Raw genomic sequence first — 25751 nt, forward strand, 5'->3', positions numbered from 1 at the left:
AGGCGGGTCGCGATCGTTCCCGATTTTTTGAACATCCCTGAAGAGAGAATCCGGGAACTTCGGCGACGCCGCTGCGTCCTGACCCTGGAACGAGATTTTAGCCGCACCGAGACAGCCCCCTGTTCCCGTAGCGGCGGGTGACCGCGCAATGCCCGATAAAAATCAGCGCCGACGAATATTCAAAGCAGAGGTGGAGCGGCTGATGGACCGCCTCTACGGCACCGCTTTGCGCCTGACGCGCAACCCCAGCCAGGCGGAAGATCTGGTCGCAGAGACGCTGGGCAAGGCGTGGGCCGGAATGGCGGGGCTGCAGGACACCCAGTGCTTTGAGAAATGGGTGTTCCGTATCATGACGAATACCTTTATCAGCGAACGCCGCCGGCAGCGGGACGTTTCGTTCAGCGAGGTCACCGATACCGATGACGATGGCGACGAGCCGTCATCGCTGTTCGACCGGCTGCACCAGCCATTCCTGCTCTGGTGGGGCAATCCCGAACAGCAACTGCTCGACAAGCTGTTGCGGGAAGATATCGAACACGCACTGGATTCTCTGCCGGATTCGTTTCGCCTGGTCGTGATCATGGTCGAAATCCAGGGCGCAAGCTATGCCGAAGCGGCTGACACTCTGGGGGTTCCCGTCGGGACCGTGCGTTCACGGTTGAAAAGGGGCCGAGCCAGGTTGCAGGCCGCCTTGTGGCGTCAGGCGGCCCAGCGCGGCATTTGCGGCGGTTCGCCGCCCACAGGGTGAGGGAAAACGGCAATGGCACCGGAAATCTCCTGCGAAGAGGTGATCGAGCAACTGATGACCTATCTCGACCGGGAACTGGACGAAACCGCCGAGCGCGAGATCGATGCGCATCTTGAAGCGTGCCGAGGTTGCTTCAGCCGGGCTGAGTTCGAGCGCCGCCTTCGCGCGCGGGTCGTCGACACGGCCAATGTCAAGGCACCCGCCCATCTGCACAACCGGGTGGAAGCCCTCACCCGCCGCTTCTGATCAGCCCATTTTCTGGGCCAATTTTCGGGGCCAATTTTCGGGGAGGCACGAATGGTTGCGATCCTGGGCTTCTCGAAACCACAGATCACCGCCGCCATCAGGCAGATGTATTCCGAGGTCGCGTCCCGGCCGGGCAATCCGTTTCACTTTCCGGTCGGCCGCAAGGCCTGTCTGGCGGTCGGCTATCCGGTGGCGGTGCTCGACGATATTTCGGCATCGGCCGTCGACGCCTTCGCCGGCGTCGGATACCCGCATGCCGCGGCGGTCATCGGTCCGGGCCAGACGGTGCTCGATCTCGGCGCCGGATCCGGAACCGACACCCTGATCGCCAGCCGCGCCGTAGGCGCCTCGGGCCGGGTCATTGCGATGGACATCACGCCCGGCATGCTGGCGCGGCTGCGCTCGACCATCGAAGCCGGAAACGTCGCCAACATCGAGACGGTCGTCGGCGACGCCGAACGAATACCATTGCCCGACGCAAGCGTCGACGTCGTGACCAGCAACGGCGCCCTCAATCTCGTCCCCGGCAAGAAGGAGGCGGTGGCCGAACTTCGCCGGGTGCTCAAGCCCGGCGGGTGGGTCCAGCTTTCCGACATCGTCATAAAGCGCCCCGTTCCCGTCGGTGGACGAGGCGACCCAAAGCTTTGGGCCGAATGCGTCGTCGGCGCGTCAGTGGACGACGATTATCTGGCCCTTTTTGAGGAGGCGGGTTTCACCGATATCGAGGTACTGGCCTCGCGCGACTATTTCGCCGAAAGCGCCAGCCCGGATACCCGGCAAATCGCCTCGACGCTGGGGGCGCGGTCGATCGATGTCCGGATGCAGCGTCCGGTGTCCGCGGGACAGCCGGGCTGGCTGGCACGCATGGCCGGGCGTCTTCACCCCTCGCGACTGACCCGGCAACTGAGAGCAATCGGCGAGCGGGGTCTCTGGGGCGCCGTGGCCACGATCGCGGCATTGGCTGCCTGCTATGGGACAATCGCCCTGCTGCCGCTCCTGGCCATGCTCGGTATCGGCGTTTCTGTCAATGAGGGGATCTGGGCGTTGACCGTCGCGGCCGGCGCCATTGTCGCGATCGCGGCGATCGCCTGGAACGCGACAAGGCATCGGTCACCCTATGCCCTGATCCTCGCCCTGCCCGGCGGGCTGGCCGTGGTTTATTCGATGCTGGTTGCCTATCACCCCGCGACGGAGGCCGCCGGCTTCGCCGCGCTGATCGCCGCCGTGGGCGTGGATCTGTATCTATTGTATCGGGCCGAGTTGTGCCGCTAGTCGCGTCTTCTGCGGACGCGGCGGAAAATCCGGGGAACTTCCGGCATCGCTATGCGTCCTCACCCGAAAAACGGCAACTCTGACTTTATCAAGGAGGCAACGATGACCGAGGCATCGGTTGGCACCGAACGCAATGAATACGTGGATTTCTGGAATGAAATCCTGGTGCCCAAATTCGTGCAGTGGAAGCACATTCTGGTCGGCGGACTCACCCATCACAGCGAGCAGGTCTTTCCCAAATTGCCGGTCAGCCGGGGCGACCGGGTGGTCGATGTCGGCTGCGGCTTCGGCGACACGGCAATCGAACTCGCCCGCCGGGTCGGGCCGGACGGATCGGTGCTGGGGATCGACTGCTGCGACGCGTTTCTGGAATTCGGCCGGGCCGACGCCGAAGCGGCCGGGATCGACAATGTCCGTTTTGTCGACGCCGACGTGCAGACCTATCCGTTTGCGCCGGAGCACGATTTCTGTTTTTCCCGATTCGGCACCCAGTTCTTCGAAAACCCGGTCGCGGCGCTGCGCAACATGCGCACCAGCCTGAAGCCCGGCGGCATGATGACGATGATCGTCTGGCGGACGATCGACGACAATCCCTGGCTCGGCCTGCCAAAATCGATCGTCATGAACTATCTGCCGCCACCGGGCGAGGACGCCCGCACCTGCGGCCCCGGCCCGTTCTCGATGGCGGATTCCGATATGGTGGCAAAACAGTTGGAGATCGCGGGATACACCGATGTCGCGTTCGAGCGCATCGACGCGCCACTCATGGTCGGACGGACACCGGACGAAGCCGTCGCGTTCCAGCTGGCCGCCGGTCCGGCCGGCGAAGTCTATCGCGAGGCCGGCGACATCGCAGCCCGGCGCCACGACGAGATCGCCGCCGCGCTGAAAGCCGAACTGGCGCGACATGAAACGCCCGAGGGCATCGTTCTCGGCTCCAGTTCGTGGATGGTCAGCGCCCGCAACCCCGCCTGATCTCCCGCCCGCTCCAATGGCGTTGCGCCAGCAATCGCGCCCACCACCGACCGCCTCCGGCTTCCGGTTCTGCAACCGGCGGCTCGGGGCGGTTTTTGGCGTCTTGCCGACGGGCGCATCATCGAATAGCCTCTTTCCAAATCAAGACTGATCCCATCGGTACTGACGCCCGCATGAACATTGATGTCAGTCCCTGCAAAATCACGGGCGGCGCAACTTCGACGAGCGCGAGAATTGCGGCAGGTCGTTCTATAAATAATAATACAGAAACGGGAGCGCATTGATGGACGACACCAGGCCGGTTGGGAGAAAAATTCTCGTCGTTGAGGATGAATTTCTGATCGCCCTTCACGTTGAGAACCTGATCGAGACGATCGGCCACAAAACGATCGGCCCCGCTGCCAGCATAAAAATGGCAAATCGTTATCTGCTGAACGAAACACCCTGTGCGGCACTGATCGACCTGAAGCTGCTGGATGAGTTTTCGACGCCGCTGGCCCGCCGGCTTCGGCAAGCCAGAATCCCTTTTGCCGTGATGTCGGCGTATGCAACCCTTCCTGACGCGTGCCTGGAATTGTCTGACGTACCGCGTCTGGAGAAGCCTGTGCTACGGGCGCATCTGGAGCGGACCATCAACACCCTTCTGCAATAGTCGGGGCACGGCACCCGCATTTGCCTGGGTCGCTTCTCGCCGGTTCCTTCGGCCCGCCGGGTCGCGTAGCATGAGACCGGAAAACCGGGTCAGGTCGGTGACATCAGAACAGGGCGGGAGGCGGCAGTGCGGACAGGTGTGCTTGAGCAGGGAGACCGGCGGCCATGGCGCGCCACCCGGTCGCGAACTGCCACCGCCACTCTGGTGACCGTGCCCGTTGTCCTGGTGGCGCTGCTGTCGCCCACCAGCCGGCAGGCCCACGCGGAGTCGCCGGAAATCGGCGACATCATGCGCATGTTCGGCGCCATGGGTCAGATGGAGCCCGAATTGCTTCATGTCTGGCGCGGCACTCTGATCGGGAACGAAGCGTCGGGACATGCGGTATTCGTCGACCCCCGGTCCATGATGTCCACAATGGCCGAAGCCTTTGGCACCGCAATCGAAGAGGGCGGGGAAATCGAATCCGCGCCGCGGTCGCTGCTGATGGCAGAGCCGATGGGCTGGGATAACCCCTTCGGCAGCGTCATGAGCGGTCTTCTCGGCAGCAATCTGCGCCAGGCGCCGTCTGTATTTTCACTGGCACAGACCGGCGTCGAGATCAGTTTCGACGTGCCCGGCGCGCTGACGCCGCAGGCCGTGCCGCTGATCGATGCCGACGGGCCGGCGCCGGGCACCGGCACGCTCGGCTTCCTGACCCCGCTGGGCGACGACAACTATGCCGGTCACGCGACCGGCGGCACCCTTTTTATCGACAATGTCGAAGGCGGCATTCGGGGCCGGTTTCAGGCCAATGTCCTCTATGGCCTGCACGACACCAACGACCGCGACCAGTTCGGCACGGTCGAGGGCGAATTCTGCGAAGTCAGCCGCGACGCCCTGGGGCCGGTGGTGGAAAACGGCGGCGACGTCACCTGGGGCGCCGTGCCATGCCGCTATCAGATCCCGTTCGATGTGGCCGATCATCGGCCGGTCGATCAGCAGCAGAATGTCGACCCGGGACTACCCCGCCCCGCACTTTCTCCGTCGATCGCGATGCTGGCGGCAACGACCGCTGACGCAGCCGGTGCCCAGATCCCGGCGCCGATCGACGTGAGCTTCACCGTTCCGGTCGATCTGGCCGAGGTCGACGACCATTTCCGCATATTCACCATGTCCAGCGCCGGCAACGAACTGGAGGTCGACGGCACGCTGCAAAGGACGACCGACCGGCGGTTCCGGTTCCGGCCCGATACCGGCGCGCTGGAAACCGGTGTTGTCTATGAAGCGCGCATCGCGGGCGGTAGCAACGGTATCGTCAGCCGCGCAGGCACCACCATGGCCGACGACAGATGGTGGCATTTTTCCACCATGGTCGACCCGGACGAGATCGACCCGGTGCTGTTTCAGACCGCGCGGAACGCCGATCTGCTGGTCGGAAAACCGACGCTGACGCGGGTTTATGTCGAATGGGAAGAGCACCCCCATATCGACCCCGGCTGGCAGGTGGAGACGTTCGAGGCGCTCCTGCGCGCCCGCGATCAGGACAGCCGCCGGCTCTACCCGCACGAGGCAGACACCGAATTCGAAATCCGCCGTCCGGACATCAATACGGACGACGATCGCCGCAATGCCCATAACACGGCCAATCTGTTCAACTGGCTTCCAGATGACACGCATGCGTCGGTCGACCTGACGGTCGAAGTCGAACCCATCGGCCAGTACCCGGATGCAAACCCGCCGGTGATGTTCGAGGGAGAGCGCACAATCGATATCTGGACGGGGACCCCGCGCACGCTGAACTTCGACTATTATCCGTTGCGGCTCGGCGTCTGGGCCGACGGCATTCCGGCGGAAGATCTGGGCCGGGTCCACGCCACCGTCCGATCGTCGGAGATCTTTTCGACGCAGAACTTTCCCGTTCTTTCGACACAGGGCCGTTATCGCTCCCACATTCAGCCCAGGTTCAGCGGCAGCGGAAACCCTTCGCGGATCCTGAAATCCCTGATGCAGTCGCTGCACGATTACACCATCCGGGCCGGAGCCGACTCCGACATCCTCGTCGGCATCTATCCCTATCCCTTCGAGACGTTCGGACAGTCGCTCGGCGACATTGATTTCCACATCGACGCCGTCGTGGATACATCGCCCTATACCCATCCCACCGTCTTCATGCCGGCCCTCTATAACGGCGATATCGACGGCACCGGACTGGTCCACGAATTCGGTCACGCGCTGGGCCTTCACCACATGCCGACATCGGCCAGCGCCGAGCAGCGCAACCAGGTTGCTGCCACCTGGAGCACACCGGGATCCCGCTTTCCCGGCATCGAGGGCTTTCGGATCGCGCCGGGCGGCGAAAGCGGATCGAACAAATCCCATGAAGAGGGCAATCAGGAGGGCGCCAACAACAATCTGCTGCCAATGATGTTTCCGGTCGGTCTGGCACAGCAGGATTCGTTCATACTCAACAACTATTACGATCTGCTGCTCGACATATTCGAGAACCATCTTCAACTGACCGAGGCGCCAACTGATCCGGCGCCCGCAGAGACGCGGCCCTATACGCGCCTTGCATCGCTATCGCCTGTACTTCCAGGGAACGAACCGGGGTTGCTGGTCTCGGGGCGCATATTCTCAGGTGACGGGCGGGCCGAGATCGACGGCGTCCATCGGATCGACCGCGTGCGCGCCGCCGATGACGGCCCATTGACGGCCGAACTGATCGGGCCCGCAGGCACAGTGCTGGCCGCCGCTTCCTTCGCGGCCCCGGGGCGGACAAGCGCGGAGACCCTGGCCGGGGGCAATGCCGGGGAAGAAGTGCCGGATTTCTTCAGCCTGACCTTGCCCCATGACCCCGACGCCGTGCGCCTCGTCATCCGCGACGGCGAGCAGGTGCTGGCCGACCGCCGCCGTCCCGCCACGCCGCCGAAACTGCAGCTTTCGCTCGCCGCGAACGACGAAGACGGCATCGACCTGACATGGGAAAGCGCCGGTGCCGCGCCGCTGACTCATACGGTTTTTTACAGTCCCGACGGATCGGCGCCGTGGACATTGCTGGCCGTCGATATCGCGGAAACCAATTTGACCGTACCGCCCAACCGGGTCGTGCCGGGGCCGCAGCCGCTGATCCGCGTCACCGCCAATGACGGTTTTCAGGAAGTATCCGTTGACCGCCCGATCATCGTGGAGCAACCGCCCCGCCCGCTGGTGACCCTGCCGTCGGGCGACGACGCTGGTTTACGGCCGGTGATCGAAGCCACCTTTCCGGTTGCCATGGATGCCGACAGCCTGCCGGGCCGGTTCTTACTGGAGGACGCATCGGGCGATGCCGTCCCCGCCGGTGTCCGATACGACGCCGGTGCAAAGCGTGCGTTTCTGATGCCGGCCGCGGCGCTCGACCCGGCGTCCGCGTATCGCGCGGTGCTGCGCCCCGGCGTCACCGACGCCTTCGGCAACAGCCTGAGCACCGAGGTCGACTGGACCTTCGAAACAGGACGCCCCGATCAGCCGTCGCCGGTCCGTGGCGCTTTTGACGGCGTCGGAGAAAGCCGCCCGGCTGATCCCGATTTGGCGCCCATCGTGTCCGCGCTCCCCGATGCCGCCAACGCACCGGGCCCCGTTTCGGGGAGCAATCCGCCGGGCGCGCGGCTGACGCTGGACGGTATCGTCTACGCCTTTGCCGTTGACCGATGTGTGCTCGACGCCGACCAGTCGGGGGTGACGGCGATCCACGGCACCGGAACGGACCCCGATAGCGGAGACGAAATCGTCACCACGATGCGGCGGGTACGGCTGGGCGAGGACCTGATGGAGACCGTCGTTCTGACCACGCCGCAGGGCACGTCCCTTGCCCGGCACACCCGATACGCCGGTCGCTGGATCGACCGGGACGGCCGCGACACCGGCCCGCTGGTCAGCGGGAACGGACCCTGGCGAGCCGAAGGCGTAATGCGCGGGGCAGCGGCGCGGCCCTTCAGCTTTGCCGCCACCTGTCCATAGGGTTGTGGAATGGCACCGCAGGGTGCGATCAGAATTCCTGAAGCGCCTGCCGCGCGGTATCGCTGAAGGCCGGATCGTCGAGGTCGGCGACCCGTTGCAGGAATTCCCGCCACTGGTCCTCGGCAGCCGGATCGTCGGCCAGCCAGCGAGGGCGTTGGTCGAGGAAGACGGCCAGCACTTCGGGCGGGAACGGCAACCGGACGCGCTGCCCGTCGGCGAAGATCGTCGGCTCCAGCGTGCCGATCACGCCGGCAACCGTGTTGTGGCCAAGGTCGGAAAGTGTGCCGGCCCCACCGCCTCGCCGAAGATACCGGTCGATATGGCCAAAATCGGTCGCCGGGTTGGCCAGGACCCGACCCATGAGGATGCCCGCCGTTTCCCGTGGCGGACTGTGGTCCAGCCCGGCCGTGTTTCCGGATGACAGGACCACGGCGGCAGCGGAAGACGCCGCCCATGTGTCGGCGTGGGCGGCGTAGCCCTCGGCAATGGCCTCGATGACCGCTCCTGCATGATCGGGTGAGCGCACCAGCGCCAGCAGCACATTTTCCGGCATCGCCGTCTGGGCCGGTGTACGGCCCTGCCATAGCAGTTCGACCGTTCGCCCGGCGAAATAGTCGGGATCACGCTCGGCCAGCCGTTCCGGTGTGCGGCTGACAGCATTTGCCGCCTGCTCGCGAATTTCGGCGGGCGCATCGCCGTCCGCGATCAGATCGAAAACCGGGTCGAGTGCCGCTGCGCCAGCGTCGGGATTGCGATGCAGATATGTGATCTGCCGGTCGATCCCCACGAGCGCATGTTCCGGCGTCGGGCGCTCCTCGATCAATGCCGCCATCGACCGGGCAAAAAGGGCGTGCGCGGCTCCGGGGTCCTGGTCATGGGCGTCGACCCCCGCGGCCAGGTCACGGGCGATGACCTCCAGCGCGGTCGCCACGGCCCCGATATCCCGGTCCGATGCGGCGCCGCGCCCCTCGCGAACAAGACGAGCGGCGGCCTGATCCGCTCCCATCGGGCCGCGTGCAAACTCCGTCATCAGGTTATACCGCCGCACTTCGTCGACACCATCCAGAGACAAGGCGACATCCAGCGCCTCGGCGCTTCCGAGCGCGGCCAGCATCGCTGCAACCTCCGGCGCATTCTCCGCCGCCAGCGCGCGGTGATCGCGGACATAACCGAGCCGTTCGCGATCCCTCAGGAACGGTAGATCCGCCAGTCTCGTCAGGAAATGGCGCGTGGCATCGTCGCCATGCCCGCGCTCGTAGACAGCGGCTTCCAGGGCCGATTGAACACCGTCGGGCAGGATGCCGATGGCCATCAGCCTTGCTGCGTGTTCGGGATCGCTCGCGGCCACGGCCAACAGGTCGCCGCGCAAGGTCGCCGTGTCGGGGCCGGCATTCACCGCCAGTTGCAACAGCGTTTCATGGGTGCGGTCGTGCGTCCCGAAATCGGGGTCGATCAGCTTTTCGCGCAGCAGATCCGTTGCCTCCGGCGCTTCCATCCGCATCAGCACGGCCAGGGCGTGCAGCGCCACTTCTTCGATCTGGTTGGCCGAGAAATCGGCATGCTCCGTCCGGGTCACCAGCGATCGGACGGCGCCACGCGCGGGCAGCGCGTCGACACCCATCGCGCCCAGATCCTCCAGCGTGCGCAGCTGCTGCATCATCATCGGGCTGTCGAGACGCTCGGCATGCTCAAGCGCGGTCCGCCCGCCATGCTCGGCTTCCGGATCGAAGGCCGGAGTGGCGGCACCGGTCATCGCCTGCGGGTCGGGCGGTTCGTACGCCGCCGCCGGTTGCGGCCCCTGGCCGCCCATCGAAAGGACGAAGACGAGTGCTGCAGCCGCCGCGGCTCCTGTCGGTATTCTTGCCATGGCTGCCATGCCCCGTTTGTGAATTTCCTGTACGCGACGCTAACCTGCCGGGGCCTGTTTGTCATCGTCGGCATCGGAAAGCCGCTTATGGGCCGTGGCCGCCGTGTCCATGAAATCGGCCAGATCGGCCGGGTCAGCGAGGGTGCGGTGGGCCGACCGATCGAGCTTTTGCTGGTGGGCCAGAAGCGCCGCCCGGCGTTCCGGCACATCGACCACGATGGCAAGATGGCTGATGATCCGGCTCATCTCGATCAGCACGGCGGCGTTCCCGGCGGCGGCCTGACGGATCTGGTTGAAGGAAGCGTCCAGAAGCCCGGCAAATTCGGGCGGCCGGGCCAGCAGGCGCACCCGCCCGTCGCCGTCGCGATAGCGCTCGGGCGGGGGCGGCCGCTGGCTGACGCTTTCCAGCGACGCGCCAAGCCGGTCGACCACCAGCAAGGCAGTAAAGGGGTCATTGATACCCGTGGACAGTGCTCTCACGGCAATCTCGACCAACTGACGGACGGAGTATTCCAGGTCCTGGGTCGCCGTCCGCTCGGCACCGATGACGACGGCCCGCTTGATTTCGTCAGTGAACCCCAGGCTCGGTACCGCGTGCGAGAACATCTCCACATGATGGCCACCGCACAGCAGAAACTTTCCGGCACGAAAGTTCAGCCGCAGCAGCATATCCTCGCGCGCCGCCAGCGCCACCAGCCGGTCATGGTCGATAACCTGCACATGGCCCGCCTGCCCCAGTGCCACCCACTCGCGGCGATCGTAGCGGGCCATCTCCCGGGCATCATCGTCAGCGTCGGTCGGGGTGTCGTCAGTCTTGGCACTGGCGATTACCTGCTCCAGATCGTTGGCCACATGCGTGACAACGGTATCGGCAATGATCGAACGGGCGATCTTCTGGACATAGAACAGCAGAGCGAACAGGCAGATCATCGCCAGCAGGCTGGCCAGAGAAACGGCCAGATGCGGCACGCTGGCGCTGTCGGCGTCGTCGCTGAGGCTGCGCAGGACGAACAGCGTATAAAGAATCGTGGCCATGAACAGTCCGAGCACGGCCTGGATCTGGCGATCGCTGAGGAAGTTCGCGATCAGCCGCGGCCCCAGTTGCCCCGCAGCCAGCGACAGGACCACCATGGTGATCGAGACGACCAGCGACGTCATGGTGATCATGCCCGACATGATTGCGGACAGCAGGTTTCTGGCGGTTTCCGGATCGCCGCTATAGAGCCACCAGACATCGCCCTGATTGACGTCGAACAAGCCGGAATACAGCAGGACCCAGGCGAGACCGACGGCCACCAGACTCATGAGCGCCGGAACCAGACCCAGGCTGGACTGGAGCCTCACTGCGATATTTCTTATCTGTTCCAATCGACCCACACCATCTGCCACAGGGATTTGCCGGAGACGCCGCAAGGGAGGTGGACCGGAACGGGGCCGGCACCCTCCATCACGCCAATGAATGGTACCGCCTCGCGCGATGATAGCGAGTCAGAAACGAAGGCAGGGCCACTGCTCATAGAACCATGACCAGCACAACGCCCAGATAGACGATCGCGATCGCCGTGCTCTCGAACCCGATTCCGGCGAATCCCTGGCGTTCCCGCCTGAGCAGCCCAAGCAGCAGGATGGCGGCCATCAGAATGGTAGCGCTGGCCAGAAACTGGTCCTCGGCCGAAAACTCGGCGTACAGCGATCCCTCGCGGTAGGCCAGGTCTGCGCCCGCCAGGAACAGCACATCGAAGCAGTTTCCTCCGATGATGTTGCCCACAGCAAGATTGAGCGCACCCCGCCGCACGGCGGCAACGGCAATGACGAGTTCCGGCAGAGATGTGACCACCGCGGTGAACAAGGCGCCGACGGCACTTTGGGAGAACCCGGTACGCCCGGCGATCGCCACGCCGGTCTGGGATACCGCATATCCCGCCACGGCCAGGATCGCAGCGAGGACGACGAACCTGAACCAGAGCGCCCCTGTGCTGACCGCGCTCATGGTGCTGTCATCCGCCTCCTCACGCTGGGTCTCGCTCGTCCGACGCGGTTGCCACATGGGGTGCGTGCCGGTCAGCCGCAAAAGGCGCAGGCCGAAAAGGTAGGCCAGAACGAGAACCGGGGTGGCAGGACTGATGCCATAAAACGATACCGGCGGCAGAGTGGCGGGTATCAGCGCCAGCGTGAGCAGCACGATCAGCAAAGCCGCCTGCACCATATTGCCGACTGAAGCGGCCGCGTGTTCGAGGTTGACCTTGCGATAGGCCAGATCGGCAATACACAGAAAGGCGGTTTGCGCGGCGATCCCGCCGAACGCATTGCCGGTCGCGAGGCTCACATGCCCCTGCCCTGCGGTGATGACGGATGTGATAATGCCGGGAAGGGAGGTGCTGGCGCCGAGCAGGACAGCGCCGACCATTGCCTCGCCCAGGCCGGTACGGTCCGCGAGTTCGTCGGCGACGCCGGCTAGTCGCGTACCGGCAACAGCGATGACGGCTGCTGCTGCGAAAAAGACAATAATGATGACAGAAAGCGGTAGGGCTGAGATTTCCGGCAAGCAGGGCGACTCCTCGAATCCCTGCGCGGCAGATGGCGTCAGGCGGTCGATCGGACTTTGGTGGGCGATCGTCAGGGTGAGGCAAAACCGTGGACGGATCAGGTGCCCGATCAACGGTCACCGAACGTTATTGTTCCCCGGCATCCGCCTTTGGCAGTATTTACCGCTTTTTCCCGCTTTGTCAGTCGTCGTAATCGGGGATACGCAGCTGATGACCGCAGGCCTTGCAGTGAACGGCGTCGGGGTCGTGGCGCTGGAGCGCGCATCGCGGGCACGGGAAGGTGACCTTGCTCGGCCGGAACACCGACTGGGCCAGACGGAAGAAAAGCGAGATGCCGATGATCATGGCAGCAATCGCCGTCAGCTTTCCCGCGGGTCCGGGCAACGTGATGTCGCCGTATCCGGTCGTCGTGACCGTGGCCACGGTGAAATAGAGCGCATCGACATAGCCGTCGATGCCGTAGCCGCGATAGGCAAAATTCGTATAGACGAAGCCCGAGACAACGAACAGGAAGGTCAGCAGATTGACCGTCGCATGCGTGGCGTCGCGCCATTCATGATAGCCGCGCCGCTCCAACGGCCGCCACAACACGCCGCTGCGCGACAGCGACCAGAGTCTGAGAATGCGCAGAAAACCGAAATTGCCCAGCGCATACGGGAAAAGCAGCGTGACCAGAATCAGAATATCGACCCAGACGGTGATCTTCAGGAACCGCCGGCGAACGTTCCACGACGCCAGCGTGCGGGCCACGATATCCAGCGCGATCAGGGCGGCGATCGAATAGTCGATCCACAGATAATGCGCCTCGCCCCGTAGGACCGGGGTCAGGATGAAGAACCCGATCACGATCAGATCGAGCGTCAGGGTGGCAATCTGGAAGCGCACGGCGTCCGGCGTCGTGCCGTGATAGAGATGCCGCAGGCGGACCCGCAGGCGGCCGAACCGACCGAGGCCCGACTGTTCGGCGGGTTCCGCCGCGCCTTGATCCTTGCCCTGGCGTTCATCTCTGATCGGCTTGTCGGTCACTGGATTCATACTCCCGAACATTCAAAACCGGCGCACCATTTTTGCAGCGCACAGGGGCGATGGCGCCACGGCGAATCCGGATCGTGGTAGAGTCCGGCGATTCGTCATCGATGCGATCCTTGACCGTCGAATAGCAGAGAAGCACGCCGTGCTCGACCCGTATTCCATCACCATACTGGCCGCGGCGGGACTTACCATCCTTTCGGTGCTGACGAGCCTGATCTCGTTCCGGGTCGGAACGCCGCTGCTGCTGATTTTTCTGCTAATCGGACTGGCCGCCGGCGAAGACGGTATTGGCGGCATCGACTTTCACAACCCGAGCGCCGCCTATTTCATCGGCAATGTCGCGCTGGCCGTCATCCTGTTCGACAGCGGCTTCGGGACCCGATTGACCACGTTGCGGCTGGCGGCAGGTCCGGCGGTGGTCCTTGCGACCGTCGGCGTTCTGCTGACGGCGGCGCTTGTGGCACTTCCGGCCCATTTCCTGCTCGGCTTCGACGTCATGGAAGCGCTGCTGCTGGGCGCGATCATTTCATCGACCGACGCCGCGGCGGTCTTCTTTCTGTTGCGGATCGGCGGCATCCAGATCCGCGAACGCGTCCGCGCAACGCTGGAAGTCGAATCCGGCTCCAACGATCCCATGGCGATCTTCCTGACCATCGCCCTGGTCGAGGCGATCACGGCCGGACACACCAACCTGGCCGCCTTGTCGGGCGACCTGATCACTGCCTTCGTGATGCAAATGGGCCTGGGCGCGCTGGCGGGTCTTGCCGGCGGGTTTCTGATCTCGTCAACGCTGAACGCCTTGCGGCTGGAGGCCGGGCTGACGCCGATCATCGTGCACGCGGCATCGCTGGCGGTGTTCGCGGTGACGGCCCTGTCCGGCGGCAGCGGGTTTCTGGCGGTGTATGTGGCCGGGCTGGTCGTTGGCAACAGACGCACCATCGGGATGCTGTCGCTGCGCCGGTTTCAGGACGGGCTGACCTGGCTTGCCCAGATCACCATGTTCCTGATGCTGGGACTGCTGGCAACGCCGTCGGAATTTCCGACCATCATGCTACCCGCCGTCGTCATCGCCGTGTTCCTGACATTGTTCGCCCGACCGGCGGTCGTGGCCCTCTGTCTGGCGCCGTTCGGCTATTCCATCCGCGAAATCGGCTTCATTGCGTGGGTCGGCCTGCGCGGTGCGGTGTCGATCCTGCTGGCCATCCTGCCCGTCCTCGGCGGTCTGGAAATGGGCCAGGATCTGTTCAACATGGCCTTTCTGATGGTCCTGACGTCGTTGCTGATCCAGGGCTGGACCATCGGCCCCATGGCCCGGCGCCTGCGGCTGACGGTACCGCCGCGCATCGGCCCGGTCGACAAGGTGGAGCTGGAACTGCCGGGGTCGGCCAATCACGAACTGGTGGTCTATCGGCTGGCGCCGAACTGTCCGGTGGCACGCGGGCAACGGCTGCCTCGCTGGGCGCGGCCGTCACTGATCGTCAGGGATGGCCGCTCGATGCGCCTGCATGACGCCGGGCGGGTTCGGGCCGGTGACTTCGTCTATATCTTCGCCGTGCCCCGTATGATCCCGCTGCTCGACCGGCTGTTCGCAACACCCGCGGCCCTGGATGATGACGATCTCGAATTCTTCGGCCAGTTCAGTCTGGATCCGAAACGGCCGCTGGGCGATATCGCCCGGATCTATGACCTGAACGTCAGCGACGACGTCGGGGCGCTGTCGCTGCGCGACTATCTCCGCCGAAAACTCGGTGCCGTTCCGACACGCGGCGACCGGCTGACGCTTGGCGCCGTCGACCTGATCGTCCAGGAAACCGGTGAGGATGGCGACATCGAGAAAGTCGGCCTGGCACTGGTGCCCGACCGGCCGGAACCGGTCTCGCCGCTCAAGCGGGTTCGTCGCTGGATCCGACGGCAAATCGCCGCTCCAGCCGCTCGAAAAGCTGATCGGTGATGATCGCCATCAGGCCGACCAGCACGGCCCCTTGCGTGATATAGGCCATGTTCTGAACGACAAGGCCGGAAATGATCGGTGTCCCCAGGCTGTTCGCGCCGACGGTCGACGCGATGGTCGCGGTACCGATATTCACGATGACCGACACCCTGACGCCGGCGATGATCACCCGCATGGCCAGCGGCAGTTCAACCCGGAACAGGATTCGGCTGCGTGACATGCCCATGCCGCGGGCCGCTTCCAGCGCCGCCGGCGATACCGATTGCATGCCCGCGATGGTGTTCTGCACCACCGGCAACAGGCCATAGAGCGCCAGCGCGACCAGGGCGGGGACGAAGCCGAAACCGGCGATCGGCACCATTACCGCCAGCACTGCCGGCGGCGGAAAGGTCTGGCCGATGGCAGCGATCGCCGAGATCATCGGCTTGAACTCTTCCCCGGTCGCCCGGGTCGCGAAAATTCCCGCCGATACGCCAACCGCGACCGAGATCAGGCTGGACACGCCGACCAAAACCAGATGATCGCGGGTCAGTTGAACGAATGTCTGACGCGTGAACATGGTGTTTTCCAGGTCCGGCATCAGCATCCGGAATATCGGCTCCAGCGCCGGCATGAAAAAAACCAGCAGCACGAACACCACGATCAGCCAGGGCAGCACGCCCTGGCCGCGCAGCAGCCCGCCCATTTCCCTACCGGACCGGCGTACTTCGGCTGCCGTCATGCCGGCGCCACCCGGCGGGGCTGGGCAGCGGGTTGAGCCGGGGGACCCGCATGCGACACCAGCGCGTCGAGCCCGACTTCACCGGTGAGTCGACCTGCCTCGTCCACGACCGGCAGCCGGTCGACACCGTTCCACACCATCCGCGACAGCGCCTCGCGCGCCGACATGCCCGACGTGGTCAGCCAGTCCTCGGGCACCGCCGTGCTGGCGCCGTCGCGCGACAACAGCCGCACTGGCCTGCCGTCTTCGGACAGAAGCCAGAGATGCCCCGCCGATTCAAGCCGCCGGCCCCGATCGTCATCGCCGATATCCGGCGCGGCCGACGGCGCATCGCAGCGTCGGTCGGCAACGGCTTCGCACGACAACAGCTTGAGGCCCAGATCGGATTTGCCGACGAAGTCGCGGACAAAGGCGTTCCGGGGCCGGGTCAGGATTTCCACCGGCGTGCCGACCTGCACCAGCCGCCCCTCGTCCATCAGGGCAACCTGGTCGCCAAGGCGCATGGCTTCGTCGATATCGTGGGTGACAAACACGATCGTCTTGCCGGTCGCCCGATGAACGCGGGCCAGCTCCTCTTGCAGGGCGTCGCGCGTGATCGGGTCGAGCGCGCCGAACGGCTCGTCCATCAGCAGCAGATCGGGATCGGCTGCCAGCGCCCGCGCAACACCCACCCGCTGGGCCTGACCGCCGGAAAGCTGGTGCGGATACTTGGCCCGGAACTCCGCCGGGTCCATCTTGAACAGCCCCAGCAGTTCGTCGATCCGCGATTCCACCCGCTGCGCCGACCAGCCAAGCATTCGCGGTACCACGCCGATATTCCCGGCCACCGTCCAATGCGGGAACAGGCCGATGGTCTGAATCGCATAGCCGATCCTCTGGCGAAGCGTTTCGGCCTTGATCGATGTCACGTCGCGGCCGTCGATGGCGATGCGGCCCCGGCTGTGCGGGATCAGCCGGTTGATCATCTTCAACGTCGTCGACTTGCCGCTGCCCGACGATCCGATCAGGACGCAGAACGACCCGCTGTCGATGGTCAGCGAAAAATCCGACACCACGTCGGTGTCGCCATAAGTCTTGTAGACGCCATCCAGTTCGATCATGCCTGCCCTCGCGGTTGGCTGAGGCTGATAAAGACCTGGAGCACGCCGTCGGCCAGCACAGCCATCGCAATGGTCGGTATGGCGCCCAGCAGTACCAGATCGATCGCGTTCTGCCCCAGTCCCTGAAAAATGAACGACCCCAGGCCGCCCGCCCCGATCAAGGCGGCAACCACGGCCAGACCGATCAACTGGACCACGACGATCCGCAGCCCGGACAGCAGGATCGGCAGCGCCAGCGGTGCTTCGACCTTGAGCAATATAGCCAGCCGGCTCATCCCCATACCGCGTGCCGCCTCGATGACGGCGGTGGGCACGGCGGCGAATCCCGCATAGGTGTTACGCGCGATCGGCAGCAGCGCGTACATGACCAGCGCCAGCAACGCGGGCGCCATGCCGATGCCCCGGACACCAAGATCGAAAAGCAGCGGCACGGCCGCGCCCAGCGCCGCCAGCGGCGCGATCAGCAAGCCGAACAATGCAATACTGGGGATGGTCTGGAAGAAATTGAGCAGTCCGAAGACGCCGCCGCGCACCGGTTTCCGGCGCAGCGCCCACAGGCCCAGCGCGATGCCGATCAGCAGGGCCGGCCCCAGCGCCCCCGCAACCAGGAAGATGTGCCGGGACATGGCGGCGGTAAAGGCCGACCGCCGGTTCGCATATTCCCGCAGGATGGAAAGGTCGTCGAAGACGCCGGCGGCAAACAGCGCAAAGACCGCCGCACCGACCGCAAGACCATAGCCGACGGCGACGAGTGAGCCGACGCGAAGGCGCTGCAGCCCATCCATCATGATCAGCGTAAGTGAGAATACCGCGACCCAGAAGGCGCCGCCCAGGGATGTCCGGGCCGCCGTCATTTCGGGATCGGTCATTCGGGTGGCAAAGTCACCGGCCCCATACATGATGGTCAGCAACAGCAGTGGCGCCGCACCCAGGGCAACCAAGGGGCCACCGATCCCGGCGCCGGCTCCCGCCCCGGTTCGTCCGGCCGCCAGGCGGGGCAGGACCAGCCGGCTCAGGGCAGGAGTCGCGGCAACCGCGAGCACCAGGGTCAGCACAGCCGCGATCGCCAGATGCCAGGGCGACAAGGCCTCTGCGATGCCGAAGGCAGTCCCGGAAACGATGCGGTTGGGCGCATGGCTGGCGAACGGCATCAGCGATACCCCGACGACGCCTGAAACGAGCAGCGTCGTCAGCACACGGTTGGCGATGATGGTCATCCTTCGCCCTCGCCAGACCTTGTTCCGGGAATGCGCCGCGCCGAACCCACCGGCACGTCAGTTGATGAAGCCTTCTTCCTCAAGATACGAGCGGGCGACCTGCCCTGCGTCCCGCCCCTCGACGATGATCGCCGCGTTGAGGGATTGCAGCGTCTGCAGGCCCAGCGTCTCGAAGACCGGATCGATGATGTCGCGGATCTCGGGATGCTCTTCCAGCACCTCGCCCCGCACGACAGGCGCCGGCTCGTAAACCATCTGGACGCCCTGCGTATCCTCCATGACCACCAGACCGACCGCCGACAGCGCGCCGTCGGTGCCATAGACCATGGCGGTGTTGGTGCCGTTGGTCTGTTCGGCGGCCGCGCGGATGGTCGCCGCCGTGTCGCCGCCGCTCAGAACCAGCATCTGGTCGTCGGTCAACTCGAAGCCGTACGCTTCCTGAAAGGCGGGCAGTGCGTTCGGCGACTCCACGAACTCCGCCGACGCCGCCAGCATGGCGTCGCCGCCACCGGAAACCCAGGCACCGAAATCCTCCATGGTTTCGAGATCGTTCTCGGCCGCCACATCCTGGCGCACGGCGAGCGCCCAGGTGTTGTTGGCCGGGGCCGGCGTCAGCCAGACCAGATTGTTTTCCTGCGCATCCAGTTGCGAGACCAATTCATAACCCGCGCCCCGATTGTTCCAGGCCTGGTCACCCTGACGGTCGAAGAAGAACGCGCCATTGCCGGTATATTCGGGGTAGATATCGATCTCGCCCGCGATGAGCGCCTGGCGCACGACGCTGGTCGCACCCAGCTGGATCTTGTTATCGACCGTGAAGCCCGCATCCTCCAGCAGGATCATCAGCATGTTGCCGAGCAGGGCGCCTTCGGTGTCGATCTTCGATCCGACGGTAATGTCCTGAGCCTGGGCCTGAGCCACAGGGGCTGCCGCCATGAGCGCGGCAACGGCCGATCCGGCCAAAACACCGGCAAGTCGGCGGGCCGCGGGGAAGCGTTTGGTTTCCGTGATCATGGCAGGCATTCCTCGTTGTCGGTTTGGAGACGGAAAAGCGGGCGCCGGGGACGCGAGCGGCAACTGTGCCGCGATCGTCGATCCGTCCATGCTCAGTCGGCAACAAGCCGATCGGTTCAAGCGCGCCCCTGGATTGTCAGAATCTGCGAATGGTCTGCGACTTTAGCGGGCGGCATCCGCCCAACGCAAGACCGTTTAACGGCCACCGCCGCTTCCCCGGCTTGCCCGCTCACGGTTAGCGGGAAATCCCGCTAAAGATACCATTTCTCAACGGGGACGCCGCCTATCGGGAGAGGCGCGCTTCGACCATTTCGGCCACGGCGGCATCGGTAAGGCCCAGGCGGCGGACTGTCTGCGGAACATGTCCGCCAATATAGCCGATGGCATCGGCCACCACGGCATTGCGAACCTCGACGCGGGCGAGATCGGCACCCTGGTCGACGGCCCGGCTGCGCGCATAGGACACGGCCCAGCCGACGGCGTCCTGGAGCCGGCGGGACAAATCGCTTTCCGCTTCGATGCCGAGCCGGTCGGCAAGCCGCTTCGCCGCCCAGCTGCCCGCCCCCAGCAGCATCGCCGCGCCTACGTTGATCACGGTTTCAAGAACCGGGCTCAGATCCAGGAATTCCATAGTCGCCTCCACAAAGATGATGATGTGATCGATGGTGTCGGGTGCTGCGGCGCTGCGCGGGCCCTGCGCACCGGCCCGGTCGCCCCGTCTCTCGCCCCAACTCTTTCCCCGTCTCGCCAGGGAGCCAGGGCTTCGGCTTCCTGGTGACAGGCGACGGCGCGCCGCGACCAGCCGAGACCGAATGTCGGAAAGGTCGACAGCCGCCCGTAATAGGCCAGTCTTCGGGCGGTATAGTCGTCGAAGCAGGTCGGGTCGTCCGCCCTCGCCATCGCGGCGGCCAGCGTTTGTCCACCGACCAGCCCGTCGACAGTGACGTCGAGGGCCTGCTGCAACAGCCGGACAGCCCGGGCCGGGCCGGCGTTGACCGCCATATCGAAGACGGCGAAAGCCAGATGCACCGGCAGATCGGGGCCGTGACAGGCCCGCCAGTAGCCATGGCGATAGATATCAAAGACGTGTATCTCGGGAATGGATTTGAGGTCGTCCACACCCGGTTCGGGGAGTCCGTTACGGCGCGCCCAGCCGCGATAGGTGGCAAGCGTAATGCCAAAGTTGGTCGCCCCACCCGGATCTTCAGGATGGTCGGCGAACCCGCCTTCGTGCCGCAGAACGAAGTCGAGTGCGCGCTCGAACGCATCGCCGGCGCTCTGATTGGCGGTCATGTCGACAGCATCTCGCGCAGACCCAGCCAGGTGGCCGTGGCGGCGGCACCAAGCACGAGGCCGATGGCCGTCCGGCGAAAGATCGGCATGATCTGCTCGTGGGCAAGGCGCTGGTTGCGCAGGAACATGCGGTCGCGCTGGTATTCCGGATCCGCCGAGCGCAGGCGCGCATCGCGGAGCCAATCCGCATCCTGGCGGGTTGCACGGGTGTCGGTGGTGTCGAACCCCAGCCGTTCGAGCACATCGCGGACTGCCGTATGGGCCGCTTGTTCCGCTGCGTCGCGCGCGGCATCGGCAACCGCCTCACGAACGGCATTCTGGGCGGCTGCGCAGGCCAGTTCGCGGACGATGTCCACACTCAGAGCGGGGTCGCCCGGCGCCGCCGACGGGGGCGCCGGTTCGGTCGTTACTGTCATATCCTGTCCTGATCTGTACGTTTGCGGGAATAGGCCCGGAGGCCATCGCCCGGCAGCCGACGCCCGGCATCAAGCGATGCAACGGACAAAAAAAACCCGCCATCCCCGAGGGGTGGCGGGCTTACACGTCCGGCTGCTAGGACGATAATCCTATTATAGCCTTGCTGTCGCTGTCAAGACGCTAGGGGACCGGCAGACGGCTGTTCGGCGGCTTCCCCGGCTACCAATTCCCCAAATCAGCGTTTCCAGCTCCCCCGCGTTGCCGCGTTGCTCTCCATGCGCACGAGTTCCCGGTTCAGCGACCGGAACTCGCGGTCCAGGGCCCGGATCTCCAGGCGTAGCGCGCGGCGTTCGTCCTCGTCGACGCCATCGCTGGCAAGTCGGTTTTCCAGGCGGTCGATGTCGCGCTCGACGCTTGCCAGTTCCTGCGAAACCTGGTGAATGGCCCTGCCATCGCGATAGCCCGCCAGGAACCCGGCTTCATCGCCGGGCGGACAGACCCCCTGATAGCTACCGCCGCTTCGGCCGACCTCGAAACCGCTTTCCGGCGTGCAGTACCGCGCAAGTCCGTCGTCGCGACCCTGGAAATAGGCCTCCGGGTTGGGGATAATACCGTATTCGCCGCAGGCCTCGGCGTGATTGTTGAGCCGCGAGCGGGGCTGGCCGTTGGCGCCGTCGAGCCGGCCGAGTTCGTACCAATTCGCCGTTCGGCACTCACCTTCGGATAATGTGGCGCAGGCCGATACGCCCCACGCCAGCAGAACCATGGCCGTGACCCCGACGAAACCGTGTTGCATTTTTCCATCCCGCGTTTTTTGCTGCCGGATCGGCGCTGGTGCCCCCAAGATCGCGGGGGATCTGTGCCAGAATACGACGGCCCCGGACATCGATGCAAACGCCTTGGGATACGCACGGCTCGGAAAGCGTCTGCGGCGCGACGGCATACTGAAGGCGCGATTGTGCGGTAAAACTTGTCTGTCCGGACCTACTGGCTGATATAGGCCCGCAGCAGCGTCGCTTCTTCTTCGATATCGGCCATACGGCTCTTCACGACGTCGCCGATCGACACCATGCCGACGACACGACCGGCGTTCATTACAGGAAGATGCCTGATCCGCCTTTCGGTCATGGTATGCATCAGATCGCTGATACTGTCCGACGGCGCGCAAGTATAGACTTCGGCCGTCATGACCTCTCCGACGGTCGAGGCGATATCGCCCTGGCGGGCGATGACGCGGACAAAATCGCGTTCCGACACGAGACCGAGCAACCGCTCGTCCTTGTCCATGACGAGAAGGGCGCCAACCTTGCGTTCGGCCATCGTCGCGGCGGCTTCTCGAACCGTCGCGTCGGGGGTGACGCTGTAAACGGCTGACCCCTTGACCTGAAGGATCGATGCAACAGTCATGATCTGCCTCCCCTGTTCAGGTGGCCGGAACGCGCGACGCCGACGCACGGCTCCGATGGGACAGCATACAACATTACCGCCGACATTGACCATCCGGATCAAACAATCGGGGGCAAATTACTGCGGTCAGTTGCCGATCAGCCGTTCAGTCTTCCTCGTCCGTCTCCGGGTCTTCATCACCCGACTCCTCGGCAGTTTCCTCACCGGGGAAGCCGCTTTCGCCGCCACCGCCAGCTCCGGCATCGGGGCCGTTCATGGAGTCCACGATCGTTGAACCGGATCCGGTCGACTCGAGCTCGGCCTCCATCTCGGCCTCGACATCGTCAGCCGTGACTGTCGGGATGCCTTCTTCGACCGCAGCCAGGATGGTTTCCTCCAGATCGTCCAGTAGACCCATGGCCATCTCGTCGTTGCCGCCGGCGCACGCCTCGGAGGCCTGCTGTTGCAGCGTGAAGATGTCGTTCAACGCACCGGACGGGATCTCCATATCCTTTTCCCGAATCAGATCCTCGATCTCCGCCATGCGCGTGTTGCAGTCAACAGCGGCATCAGCGGAACTGCTGGAATCGGTGCCCGATTCGGCAAATGCCGACGCCCCCAAAGTCAGCAACAATGCCGACGCCAGCGATGCGAAGCCGTATCTGGATAACCTGCTATCAATGATCATCGTGTTTTCTTCGTCCCCATTGGCCATCGAGACCGATACCGGTCTCCAAAGGATTTTCCGCCGGACCCCTACCCTGCCATGCCGGTCCGGCCAACGATTCCGGCTACGCGGGCGCGATGGGTCCTGAGCCCATCTTATCAGACAGGTGCCGGTCCGGATTCTATCCCCCCGAAATCCATGTTCGGACCTCCGGGCCGGCAGTTCCACCTCGTCACTCGTCGTCGATACGGCCGATGCGCTCCTGAATGTAGTTCTGGATGCCGACCATACGGACCAGATCCTGCTGCGCCTCGACCCAATCGATATGCTCCTCGGTCTCCCGCAGGATCTTCAGCAGAATGTCCCGCGACACGTAGTCGTTGGCCTGTTCCGCGGCCTTGATCGCCTCCTTGAGGTCGGCCTGGTTCTGCTTTTCCAGCCCCATATCGGCGGTGAACATTTCTTCCACCGACTCACCGACCTTCAAGCTGTGCAAATCCTGAAGATTGGGCAAGCCGTCGAGCATCAGTATCCGCTCGATCAGCAGGTCGGCGTGCTTCATTTCGCCGATCGATTCCTCGTATATCTTGTCGGCGAGGGTGAGAATTCCCCAGTTTTTCAGAATCCGCGCATGCAGGAAATACTGATTGGTCGCGGAAAGCTCGTTCGTGAGAATCCCGTTCATATGCTTGATGACGTTCGGGTCACCCTTCATCGTATTCTCCTGTCGTCTCCGGTTACCGGTCCGGCAGCAATTACTGCCGCCGCTCCGCCATACATCAGGCACGAATATCACGCCTCAAACTGAGGCAACCTGACGGGCCGATCAATAAGCAAGCACGAACTGCGAAGAAGGAGCAGGCGATTGACAATCATTCGCAACTCGGATAGCACGTTCGGCATGATTATCTGCTCATGCAACGTCCTTAGCGAACGATGCATCGATGGCGCGATCAGAAGTGGCGCCCGACGCATGAGTGACGTCTATGCCTGTCTGGGTTGCGCGCCGCAATGCGGCCGGTGCGCCCGATCGATCAGGGAACGACTCCGGGCGGGTACGGATGAGCCGGCGCTGACGCGCAACGGGCCATCGTACGGTCGGGTCATTACCCTTATGCCGGAAACCGGGAAACCGGAAACCGAAGCGCGGGATCACGTTCCCGTTCAGGCCCCGAGTCACGCCCCGAGTCGGGCCCCGGGTCAGGCCCCGGGTCAGGCCCTGAGATAGATCTTCGACAGGTCGCCACGCGCCGACAGAAACCCGAGCCGGATCTTCTGCCAGAGTGTCGCCACGGACGCTCGTCCCGGCGCGGCGAGGAACACCGAGCCAACATCGTAGCGGTCGATCGCGGCCTTCAGATCGGTATTCCACAGCCGCCGCTGGTTGGAGTGGAACTCGACCGGTATGGCGGAACCAGCGCCGCCGACGCTGTCGCGCACCGCCGCCTGCGCTGCCTCGCCGATTCCGGCCGCACTGTCGGTCCACACCACGACCGCCGAGAAGGATCCGGCATACCGACTGAGGAAATCGAGCAGCGGGCCGCTGGCAGAGTCCCCGGGCCACAGGACCATCAGGGCCGACCGGTCGGCGCCCTCGGATAGAGCGGCGCCATGTGCGGGACCAGAGCCGGAACCCGCACATCGCCGCACCTGTATGGCCGGCACGCCCGCCGTAGTGGCCAACCGTTGCGCATTTCCGCCGGATCGGGGGAACGGCGCTGGCGCCTGATCGTCGAATAGCACAAGATCGTACTGCACAACCGGCACCCTGCCGTCGAAAAGCGCGCCGGAATCGCGCCAGCCGAGGCTTTTGACATCGATCGGCCCTGCCAGCCCGCGGCCGGCGAGTGCCGCCTCCAGGCCGTCGATCCCGGGCGCCGCGTCGACGGATTCGCTGGCCGTCCCGCCTCCGCCCTCACCATCGGCCAGCGAGGGTTCCGGCCGATGGACACCCATCACATCGACATAGGTACAGAACTCGCGATAGCTCTCGATGAAAACGACATCCAGCACTATTTCATCGCCGCACAGACGGGCGAGCTTGTCGGCCAGACAGCAGAAGTGCCCATTGCTGTTGTCGACGACCGCCAATACGCGCGGCCGGGCCGGCCATGGCCTTGCAGCCGCAAGCGTGCCGGCAACCGTGGCCGCAGCGCTTGGATCGACGCTTCGGCCCGACAGAGCAGCCGTCAGGCCGCAGGCAGAGATCCCGCCGACAGCCGCTGCTCCGCCCATGCGGGGATGGACGCTTTGAAGACCCGAATGCATCACCGGCAGCCCCCTCCATATACCACACCTTTTTAGTGTGATTCGTTGCGGGATTACCTTGTGTATTTACACCATTTTCTCCGACCAAACAATGTGATTAATATCAGACTATCGTCTTGGAGTGTGGTTTTGTGCGTCCGCGCCATTCAGCCGCGCCGACTCTCTCTCCTGCTCGTCCCCGACACCGATTGGGGCCCCGAGCCGGCGGCACCCGGTTCGTGTGTCACGATCGAGAGGTGCTGCACGAGGTCCCGGGCCGGCACTGCGTCACTTCGTGCCGCGCAGCGCCCGGGACGATCAGGGTGTGGAACTCACGTTTCCCGCAATCGATGCTAATGTGTGAGCACAAAAAAGGGGACGACACCCACCGGCGCCGCCCCCAATCGATACAAGCGCGAATG

The 25751-nt window shown here is 64.5% G+C and carries 23 protein-coding genes; 7 read left to right on the forward strand and 16 right to left on the reverse strand.

Features of this window, described 5'->3' with window-relative positions; genetic code table 11:
- Positions 1 to 148: 148 nt before the first annotated feature.
- The 6 genes from ABZ728_RS00950 (at position 149) to ABZ728_RS00975 (ending at position 7871) form a co-directional block, all read left to right on the forward strand.
- Entirely contained in the window at positions 149 to 748 is a 600-nt protein-coding gene (locus tag ABZ728_RS00950) for a sigma-70 family RNA polymerase sigma factor (protein WP_366653692.1), read from the forward strand.
- Between the two features lie 12 nt (positions 749 to 760).
- Positions 761 to 994: a zf-HC2 domain-containing protein gene (locus tag ABZ728_RS00955; RefSeq protein WP_366653693.1), complete on the forward strand. Its 234-nt coding sequence runs from the start codon at positions 761 to 763 to the stop codon at positions 992 to 994.
- A 51-nt stretch (positions 995 to 1045) separates the two neighbouring features.
- A complete protein-coding gene (locus ABZ728_RS00960; RefSeq protein WP_366653694.1) occupies positions 1046 to 2266 on the forward strand; it encodes a MerC family mercury resistance protein in 1221 nt (406 codons plus the stop codon).
- A 102-nt stretch (positions 2267 to 2368) separates the two neighbouring features.
- On the forward strand, positions 2369 to 3241 hold the full coding sequence (locus tag ABZ728_RS00965; protein ID WP_366653690.1) for a class I SAM-dependent methyltransferase: 873 nt from the start codon (positions 2369 to 2371) through the stop codon (positions 3239 to 3241).
- Between the two features lie 283 nt (positions 3242 to 3524).
- Positions 3525 to 3893, forward strand: a complete 369-nt coding sequence (locus tag ABZ728_RS00970; protein WP_366653695.1) for a response regulator — start codon at positions 3525 to 3527, stop codon at positions 3891 to 3893.
- 126 nt (positions 3894 to 4019) lie between these two features.
- Complete coding sequence (locus ABZ728_RS00975) at positions 4020 to 7871, forward strand: Ig-like domain-containing protein (protein WP_366653696.1); 3852 nt, start codon at positions 4020 to 4022, stop codon at positions 7869 to 7871.
- Positions 7872 to 7899: 28 nt separating this feature from the next.
- Here the strand turns inward: ABZ728_RS00975 and ABZ728_RS00980 are convergent, their stop codons facing one another.
- The 4 genes from ABZ728_RS00980 to ABZ728_RS00995 all read right to left on the reverse strand — a co-directional run bounded on the left by ABZ728_RS00980 (position 7900) and on the right by ABZ728_RS00995 (position 13310).
- Positions 7900 to 9738: a hypothetical protein gene (locus tag ABZ728_RS00980; protein ID WP_366653697.1), complete on the reverse strand. Its 1839-nt coding sequence runs from the start codon at positions 9736 to 9738 to the stop codon at positions 7900 to 7902.
- Between the two features lie 39 nt (positions 9739 to 9777).
- A complete protein-coding gene (locus ABZ728_RS00985; RefSeq protein WP_366653698.1) occupies positions 9778 to 11082 on the reverse strand; it encodes a DUF2254 domain-containing protein in 1305 nt (434 codons plus the stop codon).
- 169 nt (positions 11083 to 11251) lie between these two features.
- The gene (locus ABZ728_RS00990; protein WP_366653699.1) at positions 11252 to 12283 is read right to left on the reverse strand and encodes a sodium:calcium antiporter; all 1032 of its coding nucleotides are present in this window, start codon (positions 12281 to 12283) and stop codon (positions 11252 to 11254) included.
- Positions 12284 to 12464: 181 nt separating this feature from the next.
- The gene (locus ABZ728_RS00995) at positions 12465 to 13310 is read right to left on the reverse strand and encodes an ion channel (protein ID WP_366653700.1); all 846 of its coding nucleotides are present in this window, start codon (positions 13308 to 13310) and stop codon (positions 12465 to 12467) included.
- A 148-nt stretch (positions 13311 to 13458) separates the two neighbouring features.
- Here ABZ728_RS00995 and ABZ728_RS01000 point away from each other — a divergent pair, with 148 nt between their 5' ends.
- Positions 13459 to 15267 carry a potassium/proton antiporter gene (locus ABZ728_RS01000; RefSeq protein WP_366653702.1) on the forward strand — a complete coding sequence of 603 codons (1809 nt, stop codon included), beginning with the start codon at positions 13459 to 13461 and terminating at the stop codon, positions 15265 to 15267.
- Here the strand turns inward: ABZ728_RS01000 and ABZ728_RS01005 are convergent.
- The 12 genes from ABZ728_RS01005 to ABZ728_RS01060 form a co-directional block, all read right to left on the reverse strand.
- Positions 15200 to 15988: an ABC transporter permease gene (locus tag ABZ728_RS01005; RefSeq protein ID WP_366653704.1), complete on the reverse strand. Its 789-nt coding sequence runs from the start codon at positions 15986 to 15988 to the stop codon at positions 15200 to 15202. The genes ABZ728_RS01000 and ABZ728_RS01005 overlap by 68 nt on opposite strands.
- Positions 15985 to 17088, reverse strand: coding sequence for an ABC transporter ATP-binding protein (locus tag ABZ728_RS01010; protein ID WP_366653705.1), 1104 nt, complete (start codon positions 17086 to 17088; stop codon positions 15985 to 15987). The genes ABZ728_RS01005 and ABZ728_RS01010 overlap by 4 nt, the downstream gene beginning before the upstream one ends.
- On the reverse strand, positions 17085 to 18305 hold the full coding sequence (locus ABZ728_RS01015) for an ABC transporter permease (RefSeq protein ID WP_366653706.1): 1221 nt from the start codon (positions 18303 to 18305) through the stop codon (positions 17085 to 17087). The genes ABZ728_RS01010 and ABZ728_RS01015 overlap by 4 nt, the downstream gene beginning before the upstream one ends.
- A 57-nt stretch (positions 18306 to 18362) precedes the next feature.
- The gene (locus tag ABZ728_RS01020; protein WP_366653707.1) at positions 18363 to 19319 is read right to left on the reverse strand and encodes an ABC transporter substrate-binding protein; all 957 of its coding nucleotides are present in this window, start codon (positions 19317 to 19319) and stop codon (positions 18363 to 18365) included.
- A gap of 283 nt (positions 19320 to 19602) precedes the next feature.
- The gene (locus ABZ728_RS01025) at positions 19603 to 19950 is read right to left on the reverse strand and encodes a hypothetical protein (RefSeq protein WP_366653708.1); all 348 of its coding nucleotides are present in this window, start codon (positions 19948 to 19950) and stop codon (positions 19603 to 19605) included.
- Positions 19932 to 20612, reverse strand: coding sequence for a glycosyl hydrolase 108 family protein (locus ABZ728_RS01030; protein WP_366653709.1), 681 nt, complete (start codon positions 20610 to 20612; stop codon positions 19932 to 19934). Before ABZ728_RS01030 ends, ABZ728_RS01025 begins: the two co-directional genes overlap by 19 nt.
- Positions 20609 to 21028 (reverse strand): hypothetical protein, encoded by a 420-nt coding sequence (locus ABZ728_RS01035; RefSeq protein WP_366653710.1) that lies wholly within the window; start codon positions 21026 to 21028, stop codon positions 20609 to 20611. The genes ABZ728_RS01030 and ABZ728_RS01035 overlap by 4 nt, the downstream gene beginning before the upstream one ends.
- A gap of 236 nt (positions 21029 to 21264) precedes the next feature.
- Positions 21265 to 21825 (reverse strand): DUF2799 domain-containing protein, encoded by a 561-nt coding sequence (locus ABZ728_RS01040; protein ID WP_366653711.1) that lies wholly within the window; start codon positions 21823 to 21825, stop codon positions 21265 to 21267.
- Positions 21826 to 22013: 188 nt separating this feature from the next.
- Positions 22014 to 22436 carry a CBS domain-containing protein gene (locus tag ABZ728_RS01045; protein ID WP_366653712.1) on the reverse strand — a complete coding sequence of 141 codons (423 nt, stop codon included), beginning with the start codon at positions 22434 to 22436 and terminating at the stop codon, positions 22014 to 22016.
- Between the two features lie 145 nt (positions 22437 to 22581).
- Positions 22582 to 23103, reverse strand: a complete 522-nt coding sequence (locus ABZ728_RS01050; RefSeq protein WP_366653713.1) for a hypothetical protein — start codon at positions 23101 to 23103, stop codon at positions 22582 to 22584.
- A gap of 211 nt (positions 23104 to 23314) precedes the next feature.
- Positions 23315 to 23797: a bacterioferritin gene (gene bfr / locus ABZ728_RS01055; protein ID WP_366653714.1), complete on the reverse strand. Its 483-nt coding sequence runs from the start codon at positions 23795 to 23797 to the stop codon at positions 23315 to 23317.
- Positions 23798 to 24294: 497 nt separating this feature from the next.
- Complete coding sequence (locus ABZ728_RS01060; RefSeq protein WP_366653716.1) at positions 24295 to 25350, reverse strand: hypothetical protein; 1056 nt, start codon at positions 25348 to 25350, stop codon at positions 24295 to 24297.
- Positions 25351 to 25751: the final 401 nt, after the last annotated feature.

The organism is Fodinicurvata sp. EGI_FJ10296, from assembly GCF_040712075.1.
Lineage (GTDB): Bacteria > Pseudomonadota > Alphaproteobacteria > DSM-16000 > Inquilinaceae > JBFCVL01.